The organism is Afipia sp. Root123D2 (genome assembly GCF_001425835.1).
Classification (GTDB): domain Bacteria; phylum Pseudomonadota; class Alphaproteobacteria; order Rhizobiales; family Xanthobacteraceae; genus Afipia.
This window is the reverse complement of sequence record NZ_LMDP01000001.1, coordinates 1,127,833-1,152,427: the sequence shown is the minus strand read 5'-3', so window position 1 is coordinate 1,152,427 and position 24,595 is coordinate 1,127,833. Positions and strand designations below refer to the sequence as shown.

36 protein-coding genes are annotated in these 24,595 nt (G+C 55.9%); 20 read left to right on the top strand and 16 right to left on the bottom strand.

From position 1 onward, the window contains the following. Window positions 1–2 precede the first annotated feature (2 nt). Both ASC80_RS05675 and hxsA2 read right to left on the bottom strand, forming a co-directional pair. Complete coding sequence (locus ASC80_RS05675) at window positions 3–353, bottom strand: HxsD-related protein (protein WP_156464276.1); 351 nt, start codon at window positions 351–353, stop codon at window positions 3–5. Continuing rightward, window positions 337–621, bottom strand: a complete 285-nt coding sequence (hxsA2, locus tag ASC80_RS23585) for a His-Xaa-Ser repeat protein HxsA2 (RefSeq protein ID WP_156464275.1) — start codon at window positions 619–621, stop codon at window positions 337–339. Before hxsA2 ends, ASC80_RS05675 begins: the two co-directional genes overlap by 17 nt. Window positions 622–1,021: 400 nt before the next feature. Between hxsA2 and ASC80_RS05670 the strand changes: the two genes are divergently transcribed. The 5 genes from ASC80_RS05670 to ASC80_RS22930 all read left to right on the top strand — a co-directional run bounded on the left by ASC80_RS05670 (window position 1,022) and on the right by ASC80_RS22930 (window position 3,266). After that, entirely contained in the window at window positions 1,022–1,555 is a 534-nt protein-coding gene (locus tag ASC80_RS05670; protein WP_156464274.1) for a hypothetical protein, read from the top strand. Window positions 1,556–1,638: 83 nt separating this feature from the next. Beyond that, window positions 1,639–1,914, top strand: a complete 276-nt coding sequence (locus ASC80_RS05665; RefSeq protein WP_056293734.1) for a hypothetical protein — start codon at window positions 1,639–1,641, stop codon at window positions 1,912–1,914. Window positions 1,915–2,008: 94 nt separating this feature from the next. After that, the gene (locus tag ASC80_RS23580) at window positions 2,009–2,461 is read left to right on the top strand and encodes a hypothetical protein (protein WP_156464273.1); all 453 of its coding nucleotides are present in this window, start codon (window positions 2,009–2,011) and stop codon (window positions 2,459–2,461) included. Between the two features lie 31 nt (window positions 2,462–2,492). Further along, on the top strand, window positions 2,493–2,894 hold the full coding sequence (locus ASC80_RS05655) for an MAPEG family protein (RefSeq protein ID WP_056293728.1): 402 nt from the start codon (window positions 2,493–2,495) through the stop codon (window positions 2,892–2,894). 156 nt (window positions 2,895–3,050) lie between these two features. Then, window positions 3,051–3,266 carry a hypothetical protein gene (locus ASC80_RS22930; RefSeq protein WP_502690944.1) on the top strand — a complete coding sequence of 72 codons (216 nt, stop codon included), beginning with the start codon at window positions 3,051–3,053 and terminating at the stop codon, window positions 3,264–3,266. Between the two features lie 40 nt (window positions 3,267–3,306). Here the strand turns inward: ASC80_RS22930 and ASC80_RS23575 are convergent, their stop codons facing one another. After that, on the bottom strand, window positions 3,307–3,597 hold the full coding sequence (locus ASC80_RS23575; protein ID WP_156464272.1) for a hypothetical protein: 291 nt from the start codon (window positions 3,595–3,597) through the stop codon (window positions 3,307–3,309). Window positions 3,598–3,657: 60 nt separating this feature from the next. Here ASC80_RS23575 and ASC80_RS22925 point away from each other — a divergent pair, with 60 nt between their 5' ends. Further along, a complete protein-coding gene (locus tag ASC80_RS22925) occupies window positions 3,658–3,957 on the top strand; it encodes a hypothetical protein (protein ID WP_082512413.1) in 300 nt (99 codons plus the stop codon). Window positions 3,958–4,330: 373 nt separating this feature from the next. Here the strand turns inward: ASC80_RS22925 and ASC80_RS05640 are convergent, their stop codons facing one another. Further along, window positions 4,331–4,603 carry an HAD family hydrolase gene (locus tag ASC80_RS05640; RefSeq protein WP_056293718.1) on the bottom strand — a complete coding sequence of 91 codons (273 nt, stop codon included), beginning with the start codon at window positions 4,601–4,603 and terminating at the stop codon, window positions 4,331–4,333. Window positions 4,604–4,656: 53 nt separating this feature from the next. Between ASC80_RS05640 and ASC80_RS05635 the strand changes: the two genes are divergently transcribed. The 5 genes from ASC80_RS05635 (at window position 4,657) to ASC80_RS22920 (ending at window position 6,967) form a co-directional block, all read left to right on the top strand. Continuing rightward, complete coding sequence (locus tag ASC80_RS05635) at window positions 4,657–5,382, top strand: DUF6328 family protein (protein ID WP_056293715.1); 726 nt, start codon at window positions 4,657–4,659, stop codon at window positions 5,380–5,382. Further along, window positions 5,379–5,573, top strand: a complete 195-nt coding sequence (locus ASC80_RS05630; RefSeq protein WP_056293712.1) for a hypothetical protein — start codon at window positions 5,379–5,381, stop codon at window positions 5,571–5,573. The genes ASC80_RS05635 and ASC80_RS05630 overlap by 4 nt, the downstream gene beginning before the upstream one ends. A 203-nt stretch (window positions 5,574–5,776) precedes the next feature. Next, a complete protein-coding gene (locus ASC80_RS05625) occupies window positions 5,777–6,013 on the top strand; it encodes a hypothetical protein (RefSeq protein ID WP_056293707.1) in 237 nt (78 codons plus the stop codon). 304 nt (window positions 6,014–6,317) lie between these two features. Then, the gene (locus ASC80_RS05620) at window positions 6,318–6,479 is read left to right on the top strand and encodes a hypothetical protein (protein WP_244487189.1); all 162 of its coding nucleotides are present in this window, start codon (window positions 6,318–6,320) and stop codon (window positions 6,477–6,479) included. A 71-nt stretch (window positions 6,480–6,550) separates the two neighbouring features. Beyond that, window positions 6,551–6,967, top strand: a complete 417-nt coding sequence (locus ASC80_RS22920) for a hypothetical protein (RefSeq protein ID WP_082512412.1) — start codon at window positions 6,551–6,553, stop codon at window positions 6,965–6,967. Between the two features lie 312 nt (window positions 6,968–7,279). On the opposite strand, the gene ASC80_RS23570 is transcribed toward ASC80_RS22920, so the two are convergent. Further along, complete coding sequence (locus ASC80_RS23570; RefSeq protein ID WP_156464271.1) at window positions 7,280–7,432, bottom strand: hypothetical protein; 153 nt, start codon at window positions 7,430–7,432, stop codon at window positions 7,280–7,282. A 627-nt stretch (window positions 7,433–8,059) separates the two neighbouring features. On the opposite strand from ASC80_RS23570, the gene ASC80_RS05610 reads away from it, so the two are divergent. Beyond that, entirely contained in the window at window positions 8,060–8,248 is a 189-nt protein-coding gene (locus tag ASC80_RS05610) for a hypothetical protein (RefSeq protein WP_056293698.1), read from the top strand. 319 nt (window positions 8,249–8,567) lie between these two features. Beyond that, window positions 8,568–8,762 (top strand): hypothetical protein, encoded by a 195-nt coding sequence (locus ASC80_RS05605; protein ID WP_056293696.1) that lies wholly within the window; start codon window positions 8,568–8,570, stop codon window positions 8,760–8,762. A gap of 145 nt (window positions 8,763–8,907) precedes the next feature. Here the strand turns inward: ASC80_RS05605 and nhaA are convergent, their stop codons facing one another. Beyond that, window positions 8,908–10,107, bottom strand: a complete 1,200-nt coding sequence (gene nhaA, locus ASC80_RS05600) for a Na+/H+ antiporter NhaA (RefSeq protein WP_056293695.1) — start codon at window positions 10,105–10,107, stop codon at window positions 8,908–8,910. Here nhaA and ASC80_RS05595 point away from each other — a divergent pair. Beyond that, window positions 10,089–11,471 carry a cytochrome P450 gene (locus tag ASC80_RS05595; RefSeq protein WP_244487188.1) on the top strand — a complete coding sequence of 461 codons (1,383 nt, stop codon included), beginning with the start codon at window positions 10,089–10,091 and terminating at the stop codon, window positions 11,469–11,471. The genes nhaA and ASC80_RS05595 overlap by 19 nt on opposite strands. Before the next feature lie 180 nt (window positions 11,472–11,651). Here the strand turns inward: ASC80_RS05595 and ASC80_RS23565 are convergent, their stop codons facing one another. Then, the gene (locus tag ASC80_RS23565) at window positions 11,652–11,831 is read right to left on the bottom strand and encodes a hypothetical protein (RefSeq protein ID WP_156464270.1); all 180 of its coding nucleotides are present in this window, start codon (window positions 11,829–11,831) and stop codon (window positions 11,652–11,654) included. Between the two features lie 177 nt (window positions 11,832–12,008). Between ASC80_RS23565 and ASC80_RS05590 the strand changes: the two genes are divergently transcribed. The 4 genes from ASC80_RS05590 to ASC80_RS24120 all read left to right on the top strand — a co-directional run bounded on the left by ASC80_RS05590 (window position 12,009) and on the right by ASC80_RS24120 (window position 14,912). Further along, window positions 12,009–12,212, top strand: coding sequence for a cold-shock protein (locus ASC80_RS05590; protein WP_056293691.1), 204 nt, complete (start codon window positions 12,009–12,011; stop codon window positions 12,210–12,212). A gap of 854 nt (window positions 12,213–13,066) precedes the next feature. After that, window positions 13,067–13,204 carry a hypothetical protein gene (locus ASC80_RS24125; RefSeq protein ID WP_200941145.1) on the top strand — a complete coding sequence of 46 codons (138 nt, stop codon included), beginning with the start codon at window positions 13,067–13,069 and terminating at the stop codon, window positions 13,202–13,204. 720 nt (window positions 13,205–13,924) lie between these two features. Beyond that, window positions 13,925–14,107, top strand: coding sequence for a hypothetical protein (locus ASC80_RS24235; RefSeq protein WP_156464269.1), 183 nt, complete (start codon window positions 13,925–13,927; stop codon window positions 14,105–14,107). A gap of 613 nt (window positions 14,108–14,720) precedes the next feature. Further along, complete coding sequence (locus ASC80_RS24120) at window positions 14,721–14,912, top strand: hypothetical protein (RefSeq protein ID WP_056293686.1); 192 nt, start codon at window positions 14,721–14,723, stop codon at window positions 14,910–14,912. Window positions 14,913–15,101: 189 nt separating this feature from the next. Here ASC80_RS24120 and ASC80_RS05575 read toward each other — a convergent pair whose 3' ends face one another. From ASC80_RS05575 to ASC80_RS05550, 6 genes are all read right to left on the bottom strand, one after another. Next, window positions 15,102–15,539 (bottom strand): hypothetical protein, encoded by a 438-nt coding sequence (locus ASC80_RS05575; RefSeq protein WP_056293685.1) that lies wholly within the window; start codon window positions 15,537–15,539, stop codon window positions 15,102–15,104. Between the two features lie 2 nt (window positions 15,540–15,541). Beyond that, window positions 15,542–16,468: an LAPAL motif-containing putative phage structural protein gene (locus tag ASC80_RS05570; protein ID WP_156464268.1), complete on the bottom strand. Its 927-nt coding sequence runs from the start codon at window positions 16,466–16,468 to the stop codon at window positions 15,542–15,544. A 323-nt stretch (window positions 16,469–16,791) separates the two neighbouring features. After that, window positions 16,792–17,109 (bottom strand): hypothetical protein, encoded by a 318-nt coding sequence (locus ASC80_RS05565; protein WP_056293679.1) that lies wholly within the window; start codon window positions 17,107–17,109, stop codon window positions 16,792–16,794. 416 nt (window positions 17,110–17,525) lie between these two features. Continuing rightward, window positions 17,526–17,807: a hypothetical protein gene (locus tag ASC80_RS05560; RefSeq protein WP_056293677.1), complete on the bottom strand. Its 282-nt coding sequence runs from the start codon at window positions 17,805–17,807 to the stop codon at window positions 17,526–17,528. 151 nt (window positions 17,808–17,958) lie between these two features. Continuing rightward, window positions 17,959–18,282 carry a hypothetical protein gene (locus ASC80_RS05555; protein ID WP_056293676.1) on the bottom strand — a complete coding sequence of 108 codons (324 nt, stop codon included), beginning with the start codon at window positions 18,280–18,282 and terminating at the stop codon, window positions 17,959–17,961. Beyond that, window positions 18,282–19,193, bottom strand: coding sequence for a peptidoglycan-binding domain-containing protein (locus ASC80_RS05550; RefSeq protein WP_056293669.1), 912 nt, complete (start codon window positions 19,191–19,193; stop codon window positions 18,282–18,284). The genes ASC80_RS05555 and ASC80_RS05550 overlap by 1 nt, the downstream gene beginning before the upstream one ends. Window positions 19,194–19,483: 290 nt before the next feature. Here ASC80_RS05550 and ASC80_RS05540 point away from each other — a divergent pair, with 290 nt between their 5' ends. Together ASC80_RS05540 and ASC80_RS05535 are read left to right on the top strand one after the other, a co-directional pair. Continuing rightward, entirely contained in the window at window positions 19,484–20,311 is an 828-nt protein-coding gene (locus ASC80_RS05540; protein ID WP_056293664.1) for a class I SAM-dependent methyltransferase, read from the top strand. 185 nt (window positions 20,312–20,496) lie between these two features. Beyond that, window positions 20,497–21,339 carry an acyltransferase family protein gene (locus ASC80_RS05535; protein ID WP_056293662.1) on the top strand — a complete coding sequence of 281 codons (843 nt, stop codon included), beginning with the start codon at window positions 20,497–20,499 and terminating at the stop codon, window positions 21,337–21,339. A 133-nt stretch (window positions 21,340–21,472) separates the two neighbouring features. On the opposite strand, the gene ASC80_RS05530 is transcribed toward ASC80_RS05535, so the two are convergent. The 3 genes from ASC80_RS05530 to ASC80_RS05520 form a co-directional block, all read right to left on the bottom strand. Continuing rightward, complete coding sequence (locus ASC80_RS05530; protein ID WP_156464267.1) at window positions 21,473–21,751, bottom strand: hypothetical protein; 279 nt, start codon at window positions 21,749–21,751, stop codon at window positions 21,473–21,475. 47 nt (window positions 21,752–21,798) lie between these two features. Further along, complete coding sequence (locus ASC80_RS05525) at window positions 21,799–22,566, bottom strand: trypsin-like serine protease (RefSeq protein ID WP_056293658.1); 768 nt, start codon at window positions 22,564–22,566, stop codon at window positions 21,799–21,801. 473 nt (window positions 22,567–23,039) lie between these two features. After that, window positions 23,040–24,557: a recombinase family protein gene (locus ASC80_RS05520; RefSeq protein ID WP_056293655.1), complete on the bottom strand. Its 1,518-nt coding sequence runs from the start codon at window positions 24,555–24,557 to the stop codon at window positions 23,040–23,042. Window positions 24,558–24,595: the final 38 nt, after the last annotated feature.

The following is a 24,595-nucleotide window of genomic DNA, read 5'->3' as shown; positions in this document are numbered from 1 at the left end:
CTTTAATCGAAACGTTCTTGAGTGGCAGCCAGCGAGCCAAAGGCCAAAGCAAGAATGACATTCCGCACGCCTTCAGTTTTTTGGGCGACGCGCCTTCGTAAATTTTCATCTGTAACAAAATTTAAAAATCGCACCCTAAGATCGTCCAAACTTATGCTTTCGCGCTTCGAACTGTTGGACAGAAGTGACAGTCGGCAAACGAAGCGGTCTTCAACTAGATCAAACTGGCAGGTTGCTATCCCAATCAGTCGATAGGCTGCAGCCTCCAACGCATCCAAGGGCTGAATGCGAGAGTCAAAATCGACAGTTATTTCTGTCAATGCCGGCTGAGAAAATTTAACGACTTGAGACATGAGACGCATGTGAGGCATGCGATACGTGTGAAGAGTGGCCAGCGACAATCGTTCCGTCTGCCTGCTTTGTCATGACGAATCCTAGCAGGTCTTCTCCAACTTGGATTGCCGCGTTCGGCGCTGGTTTTGCCGAGTTCATCATATCGGAAGCAATTCCGTTCTGATCGATCGTATTGGTCGCTTTTGCTTCAGCTTTATCCGAAGAAACGCCGGTCAGCGCTGCAAGCGCGGCGCTCAATGACAAAAGAATTTTTTGCTTATGGCTCATTGAACAATCCCCTGCTTCTCAATCGGAGAACGATACAACCTAAAGACGTACTCCGTCTATCCGCTTCTACGCGTCGATGAGACAAAATACAGGTTTTAACCAGGTATCCGGTTAGGCGCCCTGCCCCGTCGCGCAACGCTGGATTTATGTCGGATGACGATGTTAGGATTTCAGTGGGTTTGGGGAGTTAATTTATATGCGTATTTTGTGCATTGCGGCACTTTGCGCCGCTGTCGGCGGCTGCGTGACTACAGAGACGGTCCAGTTTCGAGCGTCCAATCCACAGCAGCAAGCAATGGTTCGAGACGGGCGCCCTGCTCTCGTCTCTCGTCAAAAATCTTCACTGGTCCTAGTTCGTCCAGCATCACGAGAACTGCAGTCCGGCGGACGTCCTGTCTTCGTGGTCGGCATCAATAACCTCGGCAAACAACCCGTAGAATTTCGGGTCGGTCAGGTCGAGGTAGCCCAGATCGTCAACGGACAAGAGTTTCCGATGACCGTGGTGACCTACGAAATGCTGGCGCGAGAGGAACGCAACCGTCAGGTCGCGGTCGCTATCCTTACTGGAGTCGCGGCCGGAGCGAACGCTTATGGCGCCTCACACGCAGGCTACGGCAGCTATACAACGCCGAGTGGCCGAACAGGCACCTTCTACAGCCCGACAGCCGCGGTGATCGCCCAGAACAATGCTGCGATACAAAATGAAGCGATGATTTCAGCTACGATCGAACGTGGCCAAGCGAACCTCGTTCAGCTCGAACAGACCGTGATTAAGGACAACACGCTGCTACCCGGCGAATGGTACGGCGGATCTCTGCATCTCTCACCGCCGACAACGCCGCCGTCGGGCAACCAGAAAACCTATACGATCGTCATCACTGTTGGCGCGGATCGACACGTGATCGAGGTCGCTCAGGCACCAACTGGAGCGTAAGTCGTGATGGCTGATGTGCGATCTTTACCGCCACATGGTCAAGCCGTGGCCGAGTTTCCCTGTTACAAACCGCCTAGCGTCCGATGACCACCTTCCTCTTCATGCTCACGCCGGCGACCGAGCGTGTTCTAGTTGAGCGCGTGACGCAGGAGCTCGACGATCAGTTTCCGGAGCATGAGTTTATCGCCGGCGGCGCCGATATTCCGGAATTCGAGAACACAATCCTTGCTGTTCACGGAACGGCCGGGAAAGGCGAAGTGCCCGGCATTGTTCGGGTGCCCGACGAAGCGGAGGTTCAGCGTGTGAAGGATGCTTTCGCGGTTATTCTCGAAGGCGTTAGGGATTGGAAGCCGTCATGACGCACCACACGCTACGGTCGTTTCTGATTGCCGCGATTATAGTCCAGTCCTCTGCCGCCTATGCAGAAACAACCGTGTGTTACGGAGACGGTAAATGCACGATCGTGACCTCTTCTGGATCGCGCCAAATGTCGCAGAAGGAAGAAATCGCGCATCGCAGAGATCAACAGCGTGGACGGGTCGAGAATATCGAGTGTCCTACCGCCCGCTCGCCGGCACAGTGCGAGCAGTTAAAGAACGAACTGTACCGGTTATTCAATTGGCTGGAGGACATTCTGTAATGCGCATGTTTATTCTGGTGTTGGCGTTCATGTCGCTTACAGGTGAAGCCGTCGCGCAATCGCCCCGGCCTTACACGCTCTATAGAAACTCAATAACAATAGGGAATATTCGCGGAGGAGCGCAGCGGATCCACATTGCATCGTTCGATACAAAAGAAGGCGAACCCTACAATAAAGAAAACTGCGAGACGGCCGCGGGTCTTTTCCAACGACAGCCAGGCGTAAAAGTCCGGTACTGGTGCGAACTCGGGGCCTATCGCCCCTAAAGAACAACCCGCCAGCGCGCGTGAGGATCTCATGTCTAACACGGCAATTGCCCTGATCGGTTTCATCGCCTCGACGCTGGCCCTTTTAGTGCTGATGGAAGCTCTACGAACCTACATGGTTCTAGCGGGCAAGGTCCCAGCCAATGGCTTTGTGCCCGGCAACGACAATCTATCGCCCTTCATGCAGCGTCTCGCCCGTGCACACGCGAATTGCATTGAGGGCCTGCCTGTGTTCGGGGGACTTCTTCTGGTTGCCCTCGTCCTGGACAAGACCGCGTCCACCGATGGGCTCGCTCTGTGGTTCTTGGGCGCCCGAATTATTCAATCAACCATTCATTTGATTTCAACGAGCGCCCTGATGGTGAGCGCACGCTTTACGGCATTCGCCGTTCAAATGGCAATCGGCGTTTACTGGGTTATCGCCTTGGCATAGGTCGCCGGAAGCGGAACGATTGAGCGAACCGCTTGTTTCCTGAGTCTAGTAAAGGACAAGGGTATGGCAAATTCAGATCACGGGATCAGCCTGGACAAAAAGAATCAGGAACAGCCGACGGATAAGAAACGGGCGCAAGATTCCAGTTCGAAGAATATTCCTGGCAGCGGTTCCCAGAACGATAAGGCCAGCGGGGCGCCAGAGCCGAAGCCACGACAAACCGATGACGGGCTTCCCCGACAAAGCGAAGATGACATTCAGCGGGAGCAATTAGGACCACGCGGTGTACCGGGACAAGCGGATCCTGCCAAAATGACCCCGCAACGCGAAAAGAAGACCCCGAAAAATATTGATCCCGGCCACACGACCTAAGCTAGGGCGATAGATACTGCTTACCTTGCCCAGCTTAGCGTCAGCGCACTTTGTCGCAGTCGATTGAATTTTGAAGGTCCGTCACTAAGTACAGGTCATGCTCTAGCAACGTCGTTTCCTTTTTGCTGACGACGACCTTCAATCTGCCGAAGGCATAGAGCTGAATCCCCCCGCTTCCGAGAAACATCACCGCTGTCCCGATGCTTAAATTGCCTCGGCACGGCGAAAGTTCATGCGAGGTGTGCAGATGATACTGATCAGTGTCGGAGCGATGCTCCTGGCTTGGGTGGGCTTCATTTGGCTCATGGACCCCGATGGCGTTCAGAAGCACACAGATAGCCGCTGGGCCTCACGCAAAAACAAAGAACCGAGATATTATTAGGAGAGATCGATGATGACTGGATCACAATGTCGCGCGGCTCGCGCGCTCGTTGAGATTTCACGCCCCATGCTCGCCAGACGTTCCGGGGTCGACCTCGGCGCTATTGAGCGTTTCGAGAATATTTCCGGGTCCCTCAAACGCGACAAGATCGAAGCAGCACAACTCGCGCTCGAAGAGCTTGGAGCAGTTTTCATCCCGGAGAACGGAGCCGGTTACGGCGTGCGGTTGAAATTCAGTAATGTCGAGGCGACACAGATAGCGCGGTTCGAATGTGAAGGTGGCATTGTTGCGAATGATCGGGTCCCATGAAGGACGCGTGATCGGATGCCTAGCGCAAATGAAAACGGCCGGCGCTGAGAATATGTCGCTCATCTGATGAGCGATGCGGCAGATCACGGATGTACTGACTGCTGCGAAGTCCCGCCATTTCTGGCGGGACTTTTTTATTCGCGCCCTAGCTCTGCTCAAGGACGCCTCAACCTGCGCAATTTCGTCATCGATCAGCGAGCGCGGGTCAAAACCGCCAAGAAGGCGGCAGCAACGTTGCTGTCAGTGTTTGGCATCACTGCCAGATGACGTTGCCGGCACTCGGTCAGCGCCACAAAGCCTAAAGAGCCGCTGCTGGAATAGCTTTCGGGAGACAGCCAATTATATTGGAACCTTCAGCCCCGTGCGCCCTTGGTTACATAAAAAGGAGCTTCAATGGTGAACGGCGCAGTCGTGAAAGCAATGGATCCATACAATATGCTCCACAATCGAACTTCTCCTTATGCGGAACATCCGGCAGTAGCGTCCTGAGCATATCCGCGCCATCCATGCCGGAAAGGCTCTGCAATACTTGGTGCGACAGCGGGTATCCGGCATCCTCCAGGGTTTTCTCCCAACAGGTGAGCGTGAGAGGCACACTATCTACGAGCGTGCCCTCGATATCCAGAATGATGGAGATCTTCTGCATCGTTCTTCCTCAGAGAGGGAACTCGGGAATGCGGCAAAAGTTCATAGACTCTCATGACGACAGAACTCGATCGCAAGGTCAAAATAGCACTGGATGAATCGCGGCTCCTCGTTCTGGGCGCGCAAGTGCTGTTCGGCTTCGCCTTTCAAGCCGTGTTTCAGGATCTCTTTCGGGACGTAGCAGCCGTCACTCAGGCGCTTCAGTGCATCGCGCTCGGACTTCTTTGTATCAGCGTCGGCCTCCTTATCGCACCATCAATGTATCATCGCATCGCCTGCGGCGGTCAAAGTAGCCACCGCGCCATCCACATCACGACAAGCCTCACAAGTTGGAGTTTATTCCCGCTGACCTTGGGCCTTGGTGCCTCCATCTTCGTCATCTTTGACCGATTTGCAGGCCGCGGAGCCGCTTTCACGATCAGTGCGGTCGTGACCGGTGCTGGTTTTGCGTTGCTTTTTGGATTGGGATTAGCATTGCGCAAAAACGGGAAGCCTCTGCCAGCCGAAAGCGAAACACCTCTCAAAACCAAAATCGAACAGCTTCTGACTGAGGCTCGCGTCATCATCCCGGGAGGACAAGCTCTACTCGGCTTTCAATTCGTAGCCACGCTTACCAAGAGTTTTAGCGAGTTACCGAACTGGGTGCAGAATGCCCATGCCACAGCGCTACTCGCGGTTGCTCTGTCCGTGCTTCTGCTGATGACGCCAGCGGCTCTCCATCGCCTCGCCTATCACGGAGAAGACGACCCTGAATTTTGCGCGTCGGATCGAAACTTGTGAGCGTTGCAGCATTGCCGCTCGCTTTCGGCATCGCGGCGGATATTCTGGTCGTCTTCTATAAAATCAGCGAAGACATACAAATCGCCATCTGGGCCGGCTTGGCGTTTTTCGCTGTACTCGTCCTGGCTTGGTATATTTATCCGCTTCTTCATCGCGAGCACGGGAATACTCCGCTTGGCAATGACAAATAGATCAGTTTCGTTGCCGAGTCCGAACTACCAAGGAACGAAAATCCCGATGCGAGATTAAACTGACATGGAGAACGACCAATCTGACAAATTCCCGGAATCCGGGGGCGAGCCTACGCCGCTTTTGCTAATCGCGGTCGCTGTGATCCCATTGTTGGCTGCAGCCGGCTGGTTCTTCGGAGTGTTCGGATAAGCAGGAGGAAGTGATGGGTCGCGCAAGCTACGCAGTCCTTGAGCAAGGCGATCAATGGGTCGTCCTCCACGATGGCGAGACGAATGGCGATTTCGCGACGAAGGAGGCCGCGTTCGAATCCGCTGTTGCAGCTGCCTCTCTGGCGATCCGGCAGGGACACGAAGTTTTAGTTAGCGCTCCGGGACGCGACGCGGGCAATGGTACCGCGCTCGGCGCCAAGGTCGACGCCCATGAAAGCCCGAAGAATTGAGGTGCCGCCTGATCTGGCTTTCTGAGATCGCGCCGCAGAGTTTTCCCAAATGAAAGGTCAGATGGACGCAATCGAGCAAGCATCGATTCAGCAAAAATGCGGGATCCAGTTTCAGCGACCTGAGCCCGCGCCGCTTCCGGCCGCGCCACCAAGAGCGGCGAGTTAAAGCAATTGCGTTTTATTGAGCACGGCCGCGCATTTTGCGCTGACCTGAAAGCACGGCAGGAATATGAAAGTCTCTAACCTAATCCCGCTTTGGCTTTGGCGCCGACGCACCCTCTCCCGCTACGCAGATGACAGGGCCGTGCAAGACTTCGCGAAGGTTGCCAAGGATCAGGGCGCGCCGCTCGACTACGATCGCACCGAGAAGCTGGCAGCCTTGCTTTCGGACAACAGCGACCCCGACGAAAACCGGATTGCGGAGATCGCGCGCTTGATGGGCCAAACAGACGACAAGCCGCTGTAGATCGGCCGCCGCGGAACAACCACATATAGGACGATTTGCCTAAGGCTTGCTGATCGGTTTCGATCGGCGCCATGGGCACTAAATCTCGCGAACGTCTGTATGGCTCGACGATCTCAGCCAGCGCTGAGCGGGCGCGTGAAGCGCGTCGGAAAGCGGACGTACTCGCATGTGAGGCGTGGAATTATCGAATGCTGGGCTATCGTGGCCCGGCGCAACCCTCACCGACGCTTGGCGACGCGCTCAATGCCGGCTTCCGATACCTGGAAGTGATGTGCCTTGGCTGCGAAACCTGCCAGACCGTCGACCTGACGATCGTGCGTCGACCAAAAGCGACCACCCCGATTCACGAACTTGAGCGCTTCATGCGTTGCAAGCCCTGTTCCCGAGAGCGCGGCTCGCCGTACAAACGCGGTGCGCTCGTCGCGCTTCGGCGTGAACCAATATCTGCGGCGCACCCGGCGTCGGTCTGGTATCCGCCGGAATGGTAAAAAGCCCTGCTCCGATGAGTCCGCAGCTGCTCCAGAAGAAGGTACTGGCCTGTTTTAACCCCTAGTGGCCAAAATTGAATTTCGCAGTGGCCTATTTTGATTTAGCGTGTTCCTCGTGGGGAACCGCTCATGCATTATCTCAGGTAGAGCAGATGGCCACGCCGATCTGCGAAAAATGCCATGAAGAGATGGCCTGGTCTCACTCGACTCTCGTCGCGGACGAACAAGCAATTGTCCATGTATTCACATGCGCGCATTGCGGGACGATGGTCGAAACAAAAACCCTTGTCCCTAAAAAAGAGTAAGGTCGCCTCAGTGGGCGATCTCTTTTGTTTCTTCGCCTTTATCTTCTAGCTTAACTTTGAAGCTTCGGCCCGGATACCATTCCTTGAGACCCCAAGTCCCGCGACCGACCTTCACCGCATCGCCGACTTCAATAGTATTTGCCGGTTCCTTGGAATTCATATGAAGGCCACCGGCCGTTCAGAAGCCATCCGCCGTCTTGGGGAGACTGCGCTAAAGGCCAAGTAGTGCCAGCCCGGGCAAGCCACATCCCCACTTATCGCGAGCGGAGCATTTTGCAGCTGCTCAACGATCAAGGCGAACTACACAGAACGCGCCTTCAGGCCGGGGGCGTGATAATTGAAAAAATGAAAGCAAAGGGCTGGATTCAGGTCGTAAAGCCGCGCACGTACCGGATAACGGCCGCGGGAATAGCTGCTATGATGGCAAAAATTCCGCCGGGATTGTAGTGAGGGGCGCTTACGCGCGCCCTGCAATCCGCGGCATTCCCTGTATGTGCCAAAAAATGAGGCGACATGAGCCCGTTCTGGCAGTGGCTGCGAGCCGCGATAGCACCAGATGGACTGCCCGACGTGCTCCTGGCATTTGGTGCCGGTGCCCTCGCATGGATCATTACGGGTTTTCTGAAATCAGTGTTCGGCTAAACTGGGCAGCCGATCAGGAGAGGATGAACCAAGCGTCGCCGCCTTTTTCATTTATTCCGATAAGAGGGCCAGATGGGACATTCCGTCTGACTTTTTCTTTGATCGCATAATGCTTAGCTTCTCACCGGAACTGAGAGGGCGTGCCATGAGTGAGATCGTCGATCTGCCGCCGGTGAGACTTCGCGAGCTTGCCGATACTGCCGAGGACGAAGCCTATTTTTTCTCGCCGGGATCGACGCGCCAACGATTGTTGACCATGGCTGATGACATGAGACGCTGCGCAAACCTCGCCGAATGGCTAGGCGACAACGTGAGAGCGAGCCTCGGCAGCTGACCGAGATGATGACTACTCGTCGGCCGGGCCTACGTGGTTCTGGATCGCGGGCGGTTTTATCGTCGGAAGAAAGGCGCGGCAACGACGAAGAAGTGCCAGCCTACCGTCCCGCTGCCGGAGCGCCTGCTGGCACATTTGCGCCGCTGGCATCGCCATCAATCCCGATGCCCTGCATTTTCGTCGAGTTCAACGGGAAGCCGGTCACCTCGGTGAAGACCGCGTTCAAAACGGCCGACCCTGGAAGGATCAAAAGAATACAGGTGTATTGTGAAAGCAATGCTAAGATCCCGTCGACGACCACCGCTGAGACGAGGCGGCCATGAATAAGTTTCTATTAGCGTTTGCACTGTTGACAATTGCCGGCGTGCTCACCTTCGTGGGATTACCCGATAAAGCGGGAAACAGCCCCCGTTTTCTCCGCTTCGAAGCGGCAGTGCTTCTTTATCCCTCACTGGTACTGATATTCATCGCGTCCGGTCTCGCCACTCTGATTGCCGCCATCATGCAAATTTGAAATCAGCGCAGCGGGAGCCGCAGAAAGTCGTTAGTTTTGAACATCTACAAGCAAGCCAACTGCGAAGCCTAAGGCAAGCAGTGCAGCCACGGCTATCAAGATCGCGATCACGACCGACCCGGCACCCCTTTTCTGCGACAACCGTTTATCCATTATTGCGCGCCATTCTGTTGATTGGTCGAGCGGCGAACACCAACACCATTACCCCTGCTAAGCCGGCGAGCGCCGAACCCATGAGGACGCCTAACTTCACTTCTTTTAGCAACGCTTCATTATCGGGAAATGCAAGCAGGCCAATAAATAAACTCATAGTGAAGCCGATGCCGCAGAGAAGTGACACCCCGTAGACTTGTGTCCAGCTGGCACCGTCGGGGCGTGTCGCGAGCTTAGCTCTTACCACAGCCCAGGTTGTTAAAAATACTCCGGCTTGCTTCCCCAAAAAAAGCCCCAACGCTATGCCGAGGGTTACTGGAGAGGAAGCCACTTTCCAGTCCATTCCCGAAAATGAAAGACCCGCGTTGGCAAATCCGAAGATCGGTACGATTAGATAAGCCACCCAACGCTGAAGCGCATGCTCAAGAATTAACAGCGGTCGAGCAGAACTAGAATTTTCACGTTTCGGGGGCAACGGAATTGTTAAAGCAAGCACAACACCGGCGAGGGTCGCGTGAACGCCAGACTTCAATGTGAATATCCACAGCAGGAGGCCGAGGAACAGATAAGGCGACAACAGCCGAACTCGGGAGCGCATGAGCAAAATCAGTACGCCGATCACAACGGTCGCTGAAAGAAGCCAAGCTACTGAAAGTCGATCTGTATAAACTAACGCGATGATAATGATCGCCCCGAGGTCATCTAAAATAGCGAGCGCCGTCAAAAAAATCTTGAGAGAAACGGGTACGCGACTACCTAAAAGAGCGATTGCACCTAAAGCAAAAGCAATATCGGTTGCCGTTGGAATTGCCCAACCGCGAGAGGTCGCCCCGCTGATGCCATTGAATGCAATAAAGACGAGTCCCGGCACGATCATGCCGCCGATCGCTGCTATGCCAGGCAAGATGCGGCGCTGCCAGGTAGCAAGTTGACCTTCGAGAAATTCCCGTTTGATCTCCAGACCAACGAGCAAAAAAAATATCGCCATCAATCCATCGTTGGTCCAATGAATCAAGGTAAGACCGGCGACCTCGACGTGTAACGCCTTAAAATAATACGGCGCGAAAGTCGAATTGGCGATCAGTAACGCAAGGGCTGCCGCCAGCATTAGGATTATGCCGCCGGCCGCCTCGCCGGTAAGCAGATCACGAAGAGCAGACGCGGGACGGCTTCTTGAAGGATCTGGATGCATCCGGCCCGGTTGCCACAACGCATCGCCAACGGCAACTGTTCAAATGTCGCGATCTGAGGAACCTTTCAACGGTCTTGGCAGAACCTGACAATTACAAAAGTGGCGGCCACTGCGTTACGCTGGAATCGCCGACAAACGTGAGAATAGATATGTCTGAGAAGCAACGGTTCGACATCTTGTCTCCCGATTTCCACGCCGATCCGTTTCCCACCCTTGACCGCATGCGAGCAGAGAACCCTTTGGTTTGCATGAGGCTTCCGATTGTGGGACGCACCTGGCTTGCGGTGACCCACGATAGCTGCGCAGAATTGCTGAAGAACTACGAAGATTTTGCTCGCGATCCCGCTAACGCAGGAAGCAGGACACAGGAGCGGGTATTGAAGGTCCTGCCGAAAACGGTTGGCCTTCTAGCCTTGAACATGCTGGGCCACGACGATCCCGAGCACCGTCGCCTGCGAGGGCTCGTCGATCAGGCCTTCCAGCGGCGCACTATTGCAGTTCTAAAGCCGATGATCGAAGAGACGGCTGATCGGCTTGTTGCCCGACTGGAAGGAAGGACAGAGGCCGATCTGATGGCCGAGTTCTGCCGCGATCTGCCTCTTTCGGTGATCTGTGCAATGCTCGGGCTTCCGGAACAGGATCACGATCGATTCAAGAATTGGCTTGGCGGTTTAAAGGATACCGCGAACATTTACTCCGTCGTGCGCGCTATTCCGGGCGTGATCAGCGTCGTCCGATATCTTCGGCGCGTTTCAAGACATGGTAGCGGAGCGCGATCTGACGGTCTCATTGCTGCGCTGCGTGACACTGAAATCGATGGCCACAGACTAACTGAGGACGAGTTAGTATCGATGATCTTCCTGCTCTTCGGTGCGGGGCAAGAAACGACAACCCATCTGATTTCAGGAGGACTCTTCGCGCTGCTGTCGAATGAAGAGCAATTGCACGGACTGCGCAATGATCTGGGGTTGCTGCCGACTTGCGTCGAGGAATGCCTTCGCTACGTGTCGCCGGTGCAGATGACCAAGCCTCGCTTCGCGGTTCGCGATCTGATTTGGCATGGGCGGCAATTCCGCCGCGGCGATATGTTCGCCGCATATCTCGCGGCGGCAAACTGCGATCCTGCGAAGTTCGAGCGGCCGCATGAATTCGATATTAAGCGCCACCCAAATCCCCACCTTTCGTTCGGCACCGGCGTGCATTTTTGCCTCGGATTTCAACTCGCCCGAGCGGAGGTCGCGGTCGGATTTGAGCGACTTATCAGCCGCTTCCCCAACCTCCGAATTGATAGACGGGTGGATATTCGCTGGCGCAAGCGGCTGGGTATTCGCGCTCTGGCTGGATTGCCTGTCCGCTTCGATTGATATCACTTAGAATCAGCTTGAGCATCACGCACTTTCATTTCGAACCTGCTGGCGTCGCGCATCAGTCTATAATACCTCCGGCCGAACTGCACGACCTGCCGATTGTGCCGAAGATCAAGCCCGCATCGGGCGGAGCGACTGCTTGGCCGCTGGCATCAACCGGGTCATTTTTCGCTGACGCTATTCCTCTTCCGGCGGCTTGAGGCCGGGCGACGAAACCCACTTGTCGATATTCGCCTCGGTCCCAAGCTGCTGGGCCTGACGCAAAAGCTTGAACCGCTCGGTGGGCGACTTCGCTCGATAAGCGCGCATCTTCAAGGCGTCGGCCATCTGTGCCGGGGTTATCGGTATTTCGGTCATGCCTGCTCCCCTCAGTTCGAGACTATCAGTTCCCAAGCATCGGCCCAACCACCGGCTCACGAAGCGAATCCCCAATCACTCCGGCGGGATTTTCTTGAGATGAGCTGCCCGAGGGTGGCTTGTAATAAGCCGATAATGCTGGCTTGATATAAGCCAATAACTCTAGGAGAGTGAACCGTGGCTACAGGTACCGTGAAGTGGTTCAATCCAACCAAAGGCTTCGGCTTCATCCAGCCGGACGGCGGCGGCAAGGACGTCTTCGTACATATTTCAGCGGTCGAGAAAGCCGGTCTTTCAGGGCTGAATGAAGGCGCGAAGGTCAGCTATGAGATCATCCAGGATCGCGGGAAAGAGTCAGCCGGCAACCTCCGGGTAGGTTAAGCCCTCGAATGTCCCATTAAATTCCTAACCCCGCTCCGGCGGGGTTTCTATTTTGACGACAGCCATCGCTATATCGAAACGCGATGTTTGATTCATTAGCCTCCAATATTCGTTTCTTCGCATTAACCATTGGCTCGGTCGCCGTCGAACTTTCGCCGCGCTCCGGAATCTACTGTGCGCAATCGGGAGTTCCCTCATGGGCCAATTATACGATGCAGCGAAGGTCAGGCGGCGTTTGAAAGAGATGGCGTATAAATTGCGCCAAGAGGCCATAAGAGATGGCGATTTGGAAACGTGGCGAATCTCGCGCCTGATACGTGAGGTTTCGACTGCCGAGCAAGTCAGAGATGCCGACCGCCGACTCAATCGGTTATGGCGCTAAGCTGTCTGCGACATGACTTCCCGAATTCCCGACGCGGTAAAGGCCCCAGCAACCGCTGGGGCCTAGTCTGGCCGCGATCAATTACCGTGACGCGGTAGGGAAAACGAGCGCGCTATTTTTGCGGTTCCATGAAACCAATCGGCTCTGAAAGCGTCGCGCCTACTAACACTAAGGCGGTTGGCTATGAGCTTATTTGATTTTGCGGGCCGGCTTCGGCGGTGGTTATTTCCCAAGCCGGATATTGAAGCACCGCTTCAAAAGAGTGACGACCACTCATCACTGTCGGACTTGGTCAGGCTCCTCAAAGAGGATGGCCCGCCGGGTGAAAAGCCGCATTAGGTCACTCGGAAGTTTGATGGCAGCAACCTATCCGTGCCACAGGGGTTAACCTGTATCACCGCTCGGGACTGGCCTGCTTTAACCGTAGGCGCAGCGTCCCCGATCGTACTCTGGCCCCTTAAAGGAGGCCGCGATGGACAACTTCATCCATACGGAGAATCTCAAGCTTTTCCGAAAGGTGCTTGATGAGACGACCGATGAGAGCAAGCGCAAATGTCTGCTCGAATTGATCCGGGATGAAATGGCAAAGGAGCCAAAGCCGAAACAGTAAGGCCGCTTAAGTGGGCGGCGGCCTCGCCGGTTTATCGTCGCCGACTCGGGAACAGCCAATAGACCGCAAGGCCGATAGATATCAGCATAGCGATCGTCAGGCCAATCTTGACGGGGCTTCAAGCCAACTGGAAACAAAAAGCCCGATCCGGTGTAAGGCCGAACCGGGCCAGTTGGGGCATATGCGTGGTGTCGACATAACGCCGCCTTTTAGAATACGTTCCCACCATGAGCGATGAATACGTAAAGCGCAGAAGGCGGCCGCTAACATGGCTGACATTCTGCCGCTGATCGTGGGGTTCGGCTGTGCAATCGCAATTTGGTCCGCCGGTATCCTCCGGGTGATTTATCGCTAGTCGCTTCCACGACATTTTGATGCCGCCAGCGATCTCCTTTGGTCGTTTCGAGTTATCCGCGTATGAGCGCGAGCGAAGCTGCCGACTTCCGCAGAAGAGCTGAAGCCGCCCGGCTGAAGGCGGAGAAATCTGTCAGCGGACTCGAAAAAGAAGCGTGGCTTATAATAGCCGAGGAGTGGCTTAAGCTCGCACAATCCGCGGAAAGCAGCACGTAAAGTCCGTTGGCGGATTGTTCCATTCGGAATTGAAATAAACGACTCGCAACCCAGCATAGACCGGTAGACACTGCAGTCATCACCGACCTGCCCGCGGCTTCTATCGGTGTGAGAACGTCAATTGCGCTCCCGCCCAACAGGGAGTTGCTTATGCCCAATTCAGAAAACCGTCCAATCTGTCCGCAATGTCATCAGCGCAAGGTGTTTGCCCTGCAAGTTGGTGGAAAAAAACCGCGCACATGGCAGTGCCTTGATTGCGACCGACCCGATCCACTCCACATGCCAGAAATTACCAATCTGATGAAAGCCATCCTGCCGCTAGAAGGGGGATAGATCGCCACGCAAAAGACGCGAATATTCCCGCGGCGGCAGTGACTGAAACGTCTTCCAAAATGCAACTAGCCGGAAAGCGCGGCCCTACACTGTCGATATGAACGGCAGCTAAGCGAACGGCCCATGACCCGCTGTCACCTTCACTCTTTTGGCTGATGGAACGCAGACAATACGTCAATAGGCGAGGAAGAGGCTAAAGAAATCCCATCAAGCCCGGATAGCGTGCGCCCCGATCCAAGACACACTCAGTAATGCTACGGAGTTTTTTGTAAGCTGTGACCATGGCACCGTGTCGACCATGGCTAGGTATATTATATTTCGATGCCCCAATACCGGCATGAACGTGCAACATTGGCTATCGGCCGCGCCTGAAGATACGAAAGACACTTACTCGTCCGTAGTGTGCCCGGCCTGCGCCCGGCTGCACTTCGTCAATAACTCGACGGGCAAGCTCCTTGGCGAGAAGTAGGCCGCCACAGCTGGCGGCGCATACAAAGACCGGCTCCCGCTTAAGGGGACGGCCAAGCGTCGGGGAAGACGTCTAGGAACCAATCAGCCTCCCGCGCTTGAATCATCGCTCACAGGAATCCACGTCAGTGCGGGAGACACCCGAATGGAAACATCACAAGCGTTCCGGCACCTACGAACCCTCATCAGAGCGGCGTCAGAAACCGACAGCACTGTTCTAATTCACGATCATCTGAAGATGATGATTGTCGTGATCGACAAAGCTACAAAGCCCGCAAAAATCCAGACCATCCCCAATAGTCCAATAGCAAAAATGCCGCGCCACACCGAAGGGTGACGCGGCTAGTCTTGGGGAGGTTTTGTTCCAGAGAGGCACAGGCCGGGCGAACCCGGTCACCCCTTGCGGGGTTAGGTCTCACTGGCTGGGCGCAACCCGTCTTAACGGACATGATTTCCTTGACAGTCCGTGCGCTGTGACCAGAGCGGGCAACTTAATCCCGTTATAGTCCGAGGTGCTGGCGGGCGATTATTTCACGCCGCAGTGAGATTCAGGACGGCCCGACGGAGAAGCGGCTGCGGTCGGCGGACTAGTGCTTGCTTTTGCGTCGACCAAACCGTTGATTGCAGTGTCGACGCCTAGCATAAAGATCTGGAACACGACGAAACAAACGGTCAGCTTAATGCCTAGATAGGCGTTACCTCGCCATCCTACGGTACCCTCCCACTTAGGTACGTGCAGCAGTGCTGAGAGATTGAAAAGCAGGCCTGTCAGGAGAAGACTCCCAACGCCGTACACTAACCACAGTAGCTGACTATGAGTCCGATCGACCGCATATTTCACGGCGGCTAGGATGGCAATCCATCCGAGAACTTTAAAAAACTTCTCGCACCATGAAAAAATTGTCTCGGTCTGAGCGCCAGAGACGATTTCCCAAAATGATGATCCGCTGACGGGCTTGGGCATGTTTAAAAATCGAAACCGGATTGCTGGGCATTGGCGGGCAGAACTTCCAACACTTCGATAATCTCGGTTTTCTGCTCCAGCAATTCGCCGCGCTCGTCGTAAACGTAAGTGAAAATAACTTTGCACCTCAAGCTGTCGCCGGAGTAGAGCGGAACTTGCCGGGTGTGAAATTTCTTAAGCCAAGTATCGTCAGTCACCTTCGCTGAGATGGTCGCTCTACCATGGCTGAATTGCCACATCGATTCTCCCAAAAGATCGGGCTTCCGGATGCCAAGAATGACCTCGCCTTCGCTGTGTGTTTCCTTGGTTTGAGGAACGTCCCGCACGAAATCCCGAGGGGACCATGTTTTCGCAAGGTCAACTTCGTACCTGCTACCGTCCAAATCTACTGTAAGCGTGTCTCCCTGACCTAACATACGCTTCGCGTCCTGAATTTTATCGAGGGATGAAATCAGGCGCCCTTCATGGATTGGCGCATAGTCTGGCAGGTGCCGGACATCGGTTTCCTGCGCGATAGACCTCATTTCCTCGCGAAGGTGATCAAGCGCGGACGAAGCGAAGCTCTGATCCTGATTCAGATATTGGATAGCTACGTACTTCGCCTTGACGAGAGCGGCCCCGACCGCCTTCTTCCATTCAAGCGATTTTAGGGCGTCATCGTCCACCCGCTTGAGGATGTTCTTCAAGAAAACGCGGAGTGAACCCGCTTCAACGTCCTCAAGAACCATGAGGGTTTTAAGTTTTGCATCGACTGATGTAGCAACAGCTTCATCAATACCTTCGAGGCCGTCGATTAGAGAACTTGCAGCGTCAAAAACCCTTCGCGGATCACCCTCGCCCTTCTTAAAATCGATCGTAAACGAAAAATCGCTGTCCTCTGGCGGCACAGGCGCTTCTTCTCCCAGACTAAATATCAAGCCGTTGGCCATGTTTTTTCCGAAGGTTCCATACCCGTAAAATGAGGGCAACCAGTTATCTAGGTCCAAAAGTCTAAATTGCCGCTCACGCGTAGCCTTTCTGTTGGGATCACCGCCACCTCGGAAACAGCCAATAGACGGCGAGGCCGATGGCGATCAGCACGGCGATCGTCAGGCCGATCTTGACGGGGTCGATCATGGCGCGCTCGCCAGATGCTTGCGGTGTTGCCCGGGTTTAGCCCGGGCATGGCGATGCCGGTGATACATCGCTCGTCCCGCCCAACCGCCTAGCTGGAAATGCCCTGCGTCAGCCCAGCCCCAGACCGCGCCATGGATCAGGCCACAGGCCCGCGCCACGCCGTGGCAGATGCCGGGATGCGTGGCCGCGTGACGTTGCGGGAGAATTGGTTGATGTCCAGCGCCATGCCTGACGGATGCAAAGAGCGCCGTACAGAGCCGTGCTTGCGCCAGCCGCCCATGAACTTGATGTGGTAGCCGGACGAATCCAGCTTATCGACAAGGCACTGGAAGGCATGAACAGCGCGGTCGGCAACATGAGCGGTTGCGCCGGATCGGGATCGGATAGTGCCCGCCTCGGCAGGCATGGCAAATAGTGCGCATAGCATTGCTGCCGCCAAAATCAGACGGATCATGATTTTCCTTTTTTGAGATGCAACGAGAGGAAGATTGATCGATTGAATCGGAGCCGCCCCTCGGTGCTGGGCGGCTAGGCCCGGTCAGCTCGGCGGACGGTGGATCGCCTAGAGCGGCCGGGCTGATACCGATAGGTGCAAGGTCAACGCTTCGGAACAAATTGTGCGGCTACGGATTAATTCGGGCCGTTACTTTCGAATCTAGCGGCTAGGCCTGGTCCGCTCTGCGTCCCCCGCAAGAGCGGTCCGGGCCGACTACTAAGAGCAGCCTCATCCTTTTGTGTGATGGAACGACGGCTGCGCCCGGCGGTTGGCAATGGCTGCCGCATTTCGCGGGATCGGCAGCTTGGCCCGGCCGGTGAAACCCACCACCCGACAGACTAACCGGCCAGGCTATGCTTACGGGTACTCGCCGTCTATACCGCCGGGCCGCGGATGAAGCCGCGCCCGTGCCGCAACTCGTAGATTTCCTTGTCGTGCGCGGTCACCCGTTTATCGAGGCCGGAAATCTTCTCATCGAACCTCGCGATGCTGATCAGCACCTTTCCCAACTCTCTGATTTCATCTTGCATTGCCGTCACGTCGTCTTTGAGATTCGCGACGTTGTTCTTCAGGGTCATAAAGACTGCGAACCCACCACCAACGATGGAGCCGATTTCAATGATGTTCCCGATGGTGATGGTGTAGTCGATGACCATTCCAGTATTCCCAGCCCTAGAGTGTCGTCAGCGGCCAAGCCAGCAATGCTGCTTCACACCGAACTCGTTGTGCGCGAGGATTTGGCGCTTCGTGCCATCGGTCAGATGATCACCCCTCGATGGTTGAATGGCCGACCATCCGGCGCAATTGCTAGTCACGCATCCACCCATCAAGGCGCCGGTCAACGTCAGCAGCAGGAGCGTTGCGAATCTCATCGTCAGTTTCCTTTCGGGTTTGAACAGCGCGGGCGTCGGCCTTGGCACGTTGCTCTCGCTCATCTTTGGAGCCGCGATTGCGACCGGCGGCGTAGGCTGTAAACAGCGCGCCGGCGCCGAGGATGATGCCCTTGAGCCACTTCGGCAGCGTGAGCCAGACAGGCAGCAGGGCTTGCCAGAACACCGCGAGCAGCACCGCGGCGATGACAACCCAAACCCACCACGGCACAAAGTTGAACAGCCAGGAGAGTGTGTCCATCAGTTCAGCCTCCCGGTCTGGTAATCGGCGACGGTTGCCGCCTCGCTCTTGTTGGTGGAGCGCCAAATCGCGAAACCGACTGCGGCGATCACCGGCAGCCAGACCCAGCCCGGCACGCCGCTGATGTATTCCTTGACCAGCGATACGTAGGGCGACGCCGCATCATTCGCGGCCGAGATATTGCTGGCGACACACCACACCGCCGCGCCGGCCGTCGATGGCACAGTCAGAACCTTCGACCAGAACCGCGACCAAGCGTTCTGTTTCACGGCTTCGACTTTCGGGGCAGTTTCCTTGGCCGTCGCGTAGGCGCGCTTCGGTGCGACCGGTCGGGACCAGCCCTCAGCCTTGGATTTGGCGATCTCAGCGGTCAGCGCTGGCGAAATGCCCGCCGCAGCCGGGACGCTGCGATCACCGAGGAATGCCGTGATCGCGCCGCGCGTCTTGCCGCCGATCAGGCCGTCCGCCTCCCCCACCTCGTGATAGCCGAGGGCGATCAGATCGGACTGCACGCGCTTGACGTCATTGCTGTAGGTCGCCGTCGGCAGGGTCACGTTCTGCGCCGCGGTTGCCGGGCCGAAAACCTTGGTCTGCGCCAGCTGCCACTCCGCGTCGGACATCGGAATGGGCTTCCCCGCTTCCCATCGCGACTGGGCCTTGAGCAGCTTCCAACCAGCCGGACTGTTGTGCCCCGACCATTTGTCGATCGCGGCCTTCAACGTAATACCGGTGTAGTTCGATGCCCAGAGGTCGAACTGCGCGGCTGCTCCCTGAACGAAGGTCGGGAAAACGGCGATCTTGTTGCCCTGCCCGTCATTGAGCGTGACAAAGCTCGTCGACCCCCATTTTGTAACGCGCACGCCCGGCCACTGTGCACCTGGATTTTTGTAGCGAATGGAAGCGGGCTCCATGGGGGGTCTCCATAGGTTTGCGGCCCCGGAATCGGGGCTGGTGGTTTTGCTGGGGCTGGTGGTAGGTTTCGCCCTATTAGGGCTGGGAAATTTTCAGATGATCTATTTCATCGTCGCCGGCGCTTTAGCGCTGGCCGTCATCATAATTCTAGTGGCTGGCGCAATAGCACACTTCGGGGCTGTTCCGAACGAAGAGGACAAGCCGTGACTTCCGTGAGATACGCCCCCTGAAGAGGGCTGGAAGCGATGCGGTGTGTGATGATAGAAATTGCACCTGGATGGAGTGCTGTATGAAGCCAGCGGTTGGCCTCGATAGCGTCAGAGATTTTTGGCAGGCAAACCCTGTTGCCGCGGCGGGTATTGATGCGATCCCCGGCACACCAGAGTTCTTCGCTAAGTTTGACGCGATCCGCGAAGATGATTCCTGCGAACCTTACGGACTGTCAGACCGAATTCACGGCTACACCTCGTCACGCGGGCTGAAAGTCCTCGATGTCGGCTGCGGCAACGGATACGTCCTGTCTCGATACGCCCGTCAAGGCGCGGACGTCACCGGCGTGGATATTACCGGGACCGCCGTCGGTCTCAGCCGTAAACGGTTTGCGCTCGAAAACCTCCCCGGCACATTCCTGGAAACTGACGGTAAAACGCTGCCGTTTCCCGACAATTCGTTCGATATCGTTTGCTCGATGGGTGTCCTGCATCATACCGCGAATCCGGCTCCCATGGCGCATGAGATGCACCGCGTCCTGAAGCCCGGCGGCCGCTGCATTGTCATGCTCTACAACCGCTACAGCTGGAAAAACGTCGTTCTGTTGCGCGTGCGCCGCGTGCTCGATCCTCAGTTCAAAGGAAAGACGCATCAACAAGCGCTAAACTATAACGATGGTCCCAATTGCCCTCTCGCGCTCGTCTACTCACGCAAAGAAGCGACGGCTCTGCTCTCGCAGTTCGCCAGCCACGAATTCACGAAGACAACCCTAAGTTGGAAACAGCTTTTCATGTTGCCGCCGCTCGTGCGGTTTGCGGAAAAGCACTTTCCGCTGTCGAGCAAGTCTTGGCCAGCGCGTCTCATGGGCTGGAATCTGAATGTGCATTGCCGAAAGCCGACGAACTGAAGCTGCGGCGCATCTCATTGCGATACACTGCGCCTCGAGCGCCTTGGCGTGTATCGCCGTCGAGTCCCGTTAACCCGATCGAATGCCGATTGGCATGGCGCCAAGGCAGCTATGGGCACAATGAATACCTCTGGATGACTTAATGGATGGATGGTAGTTATCGGCGCACCGGCTGGGGAAATTGAATGCTGGAACGCAAGCTACCCGGACTAGATGTCCTTCGCGGGGTCGCGATCCTGATGGTTATCGTGGCTCACTTCCTCGCGCCGACGCTCGGAAGCTCCCTTGTGCTCGGAAATGGCGGTGTAATCCTGTTCTTTCTGCTGTCCGGCTACCTGATGGACAGAAATCTTGCACATGACCCGGCGGTTGGGCCTTACGCGATCAAGCGAACTTTTCGCATCCTGCCGCCCTACTGGCTTTCGATAATCTTGATCGCCCTCACCTCATCAAATTGGACAGTGCCACAGATCGCCGCCAACGCCAGTTTTACCGCTCCTGTATTCGGCTTCGAGCGCATGTCCGGCGTCTATTGGACACTCTACATTGAAGTGGCGTTCTATATGGCCGCGCCATTCCTCCGCATCATGGGCGAGCGAGCAATTCGGCTGGCGCCGCTGATCTTCATTGCAGCTGTGGCTGTGTTTTGGTCCGTACGCGGCGTGCAAATCTTTGCACCGCTCTATATTCTGTTCTGCCTAGTGGGAATGATGATTGGTTCAATCCATCGAAGTGGAATGATCCCATGGTTCTCAACGATCACGCAGGCGAGCTTCAGGCCATTGGAATACTGCGGTCACGTTTCTTACTCATGGTATCTGACCCACTTTATTGTCGGCGTGCCTATCCTTCATCTTGGCGCCGCAATGCATGCGGGACGATGGGCAGCTTGTATAGTCGCGGCAGTTCTATCGTTCGCCGTTAGCGTGGTCATTTTCCGATATTTTGAGAAGCCAGCTATGGAGATCGGACGGAAGGTAGTTCAGAGGTTCAACGCTTCTCCTGGGCTATCGGCTATCTCTGGGTGAGCCGCGAGCATTAGCCATAAGTATGGATTTCTGGGATACTTCCCGTCGAATGCGATCCGCATTGTATCGGGCTGAAGTCGCAGCAGTGTTGATTTATGCACTCATGCCGTACCGTCCTCGGCTCGCACCTATGTCAGCGTAGCCCCGATCCAGCGCCGACGCTAATCGAGCCACCGATCTTGACGCATGTGCCGGTGCCTTCGACCGGCACGAAGCCGGGGCCGTAGTCGGCGCAGGAATTTGCAGGGCGGGGCTTGGCGGCAGGCCGTAATTGTTCGGCGTCGCGCGCGTGCTGCCGCGCCATCTTGTGATCGCGTTTTGCTGAGACAGCAGCGGCAGGGAGCGTCGCGCCAGTGACGACTCCGAGCGATGCGGCCAGGACGATCATGCGACGACGGGATCGAAGGGACATCGTAAAACCTTCGTTGCGCTTGCGGTTCGGGATTACCCACGAAACGATTACAGCATCGCACCCCATCCGCGCACCGTCTTTATAATCCAGTCGCGGTAGAGCGTCAGCGGCGTCACGCCGGTGAGGCCGCCGCAGCCGGCCGCCATCAGCGGTCCGGTCGACCAGCTCACCACGCCGACGACTACGCTGCCGCTGTCCTGATCCTCGAACACCGGCGCGCCGGAATCGCCGGTACAGCCGCCCATGCCGGTGCGGGTGTTGCCGGTCGCAGGATCGACCAGGCGAATCTGAAGTGTGCCGGGCTTACCGGTGACAGCAAGCGTTGCGGCGCGGGCGATGCCGACGCCGGCATCGCTGCCAGCTGCGGTGACGCCGATGCCGGCAACCGTGAACCGCGCGTTCCCGGCAATCGGCACGCGCGGCACGCCGAGAATAGCGGATGCCTTGCCCGGCACCGGCGAGGGCAGCCGCAACAAAGCGACATCCGCGGTAGCGCGATGCGCGGCGATCGCCTGCGCGTTGTAGCTCGGGATGATTGCGATTGCGCGCGGCTCAATCAGTCGCGGCGGCTTGACCGAATAATCGACCACGCGATTGGCGTTGCCGGGCGCGATGCAATGCGCGGCGGTGAGCACGACGGTGGATGTGATCATCGTTCCGGTGCAGACGCCGCCCCCTGCGCCGACCACGGTGACGATGGAGCGCGCGACGGCTTCGGATGGCGCTGAGTTACTTCCGACGATCGCATAGGATGGATCGCTTACACCGAGAACGGCCAAAAGACCCAGGGCAAGTTTGTTTCGACGCGCAGGCATACCTGCTAAGGACAGGGGACGCTCTCAGTTGTCAACCCTGTGCCTTAGCTAAAGAAAGTCGGCTTAATACACGGACGCCGCTCGTACGGAAATGGGCCGTCCATCACCAGCGAGATAAAGGTGTCTTTGAAATCGCGGATAAATTCAGGCTGCCTCGCCTGGATGAAGCCCGATATGGCCGGGTCGGCGAGTATGGGAAATAGAAATTTCCACGCCACTACAAACTTGAGAACGTCATCCGCAAACCTTTGTTCGGTGGTTAAATCGGATGACCTTGATTCATAGAGCCGAGCGGAGCTGATAGAATGCCTTGGCCTGCCATCAGATCGACGAATGCGGTATCAGTGACAATCGTTCGAACCTGATCAAGTATCTCACCCACACGAGCGCGACGTGCAAAGGCATGTTGTTCAGCAACCCGCTTCGCAACCGTTCGCCGGAGGCGAGCGCGCTCGGCAAGGTATGCCCGCGTCCTAGTCATGCCAATCCCGCATATCCATCCTCGCACAAAGCCGAACCAGCGGATCAAGCGTCGTGGACTTGAATGCGCCCAGTTTCCCGAGACGTAGAGTTGTGATCGTCAGCCACGTCTCGCTCGGCAGCAAGAGTAGCGGAATCAACAAATAGTCTTGAATGACCGAGCGCCCGTCATCAACACGGACCACGACGAGAATATCCGGCTTTGGAAGTGTCTTCCTTCTGACTTGCCACTGGTTCTTTCCACATCTTGGCGCGATGCAACCCGCGACAACGGCAATCTCCAGTTCGTCGTTCACACAAATCTGAGAATACTCACGATCATGCCGAACAATTCCGCCGGAGCGCCCAATTTGCTCAGCAATAATTGCAACTATCGACTTTCTCAGCTGCGGCGCTTTTCCAAACTGAAGTCGCCCGATATATCCAATTTTGCGATATGCAGGCACGAGGCCTCCGAAATGCTCCAAGTACGCATTCACGCAAGGAGCTTGCTCACTTTGCTCAACAACAGACGCGTTCAAATAGCCCTCCTTGCACCAAATGGCTGTAAGAGAATCGAGCATCTCCGTTTCTGAATAGGATCGAGCATTATCTTCGATCTGCTGCTGCGCCTGGCGAAACCTTTCGTTAGAAACCACGGGTTCAAAAGCGTTCGACACTCTAATCCAATCGGAAGTTGGGTTCTTTCGATAGCGGCTGTTCAGCTTTTTTGATGTGCGATTATAAACTGCCGCACCATTGTATTTTGGATTGGCCAATATTTGCCGAATAGCCACGGAATTCCACTCTCGTCCGGAGCTGTTCGCAATACCGCGACTGTTCAATTCCCGCGCGATCCGACTCATCGAGTACTTGCTATCGATGAACATGTCATAGATGTCGTGGACAATTTTCACTTCCTCAGGTGGGCCGGGCACCAAGATTGTGCGATCAGATGACAGCGCCTTCTGCTGTCCGAAACTCATTTGCATTTTTGGTCGCCCGAACTCGTCGATCAGAAATCGACGCAAACCAAAGCCCGGAAGGGATCCGATAAAGTATCCCTTGGAAACAACGCGGCATTGGCCAGCGAATACCTTGGCCGACAATTCACGACTGAACTCGCCAGCCATGGCGCGCTTGATATTCTTTATGATAGTCGATGTAAGGCTGCCATCGTTCTGAAATTGCTCAGTACAATACTCAATTTTGACACCCGCCTCCCTGCATAGAAATTCATAATAAACGCTCTCATCGGTGTCCTGAAAGCGCCCCCAACGACTAACGTCGTAAACAAGGACTATGCTGAAATCCGCTAAACCGGAGCGAACATCTCTCATCAATTCTTGTAAGGCGGCTCGTCCTTCAATGCTAAGCCCACTTCGGCCGGCGTCTTCGTAGGTCCGCACGATGGAAAGGCCGCGTTGGGCTGCATAGAGCGCTATTGCTTCAGCTTGGTTTTCAATCGAATAGCGTTGCATGTCGGTTGACATGCGGATGTACTGTGCAGCTCTGTTCTGCCGTAACAACATCTACAGATATTGTCAGACAATCGCGAAGAACACGCGAC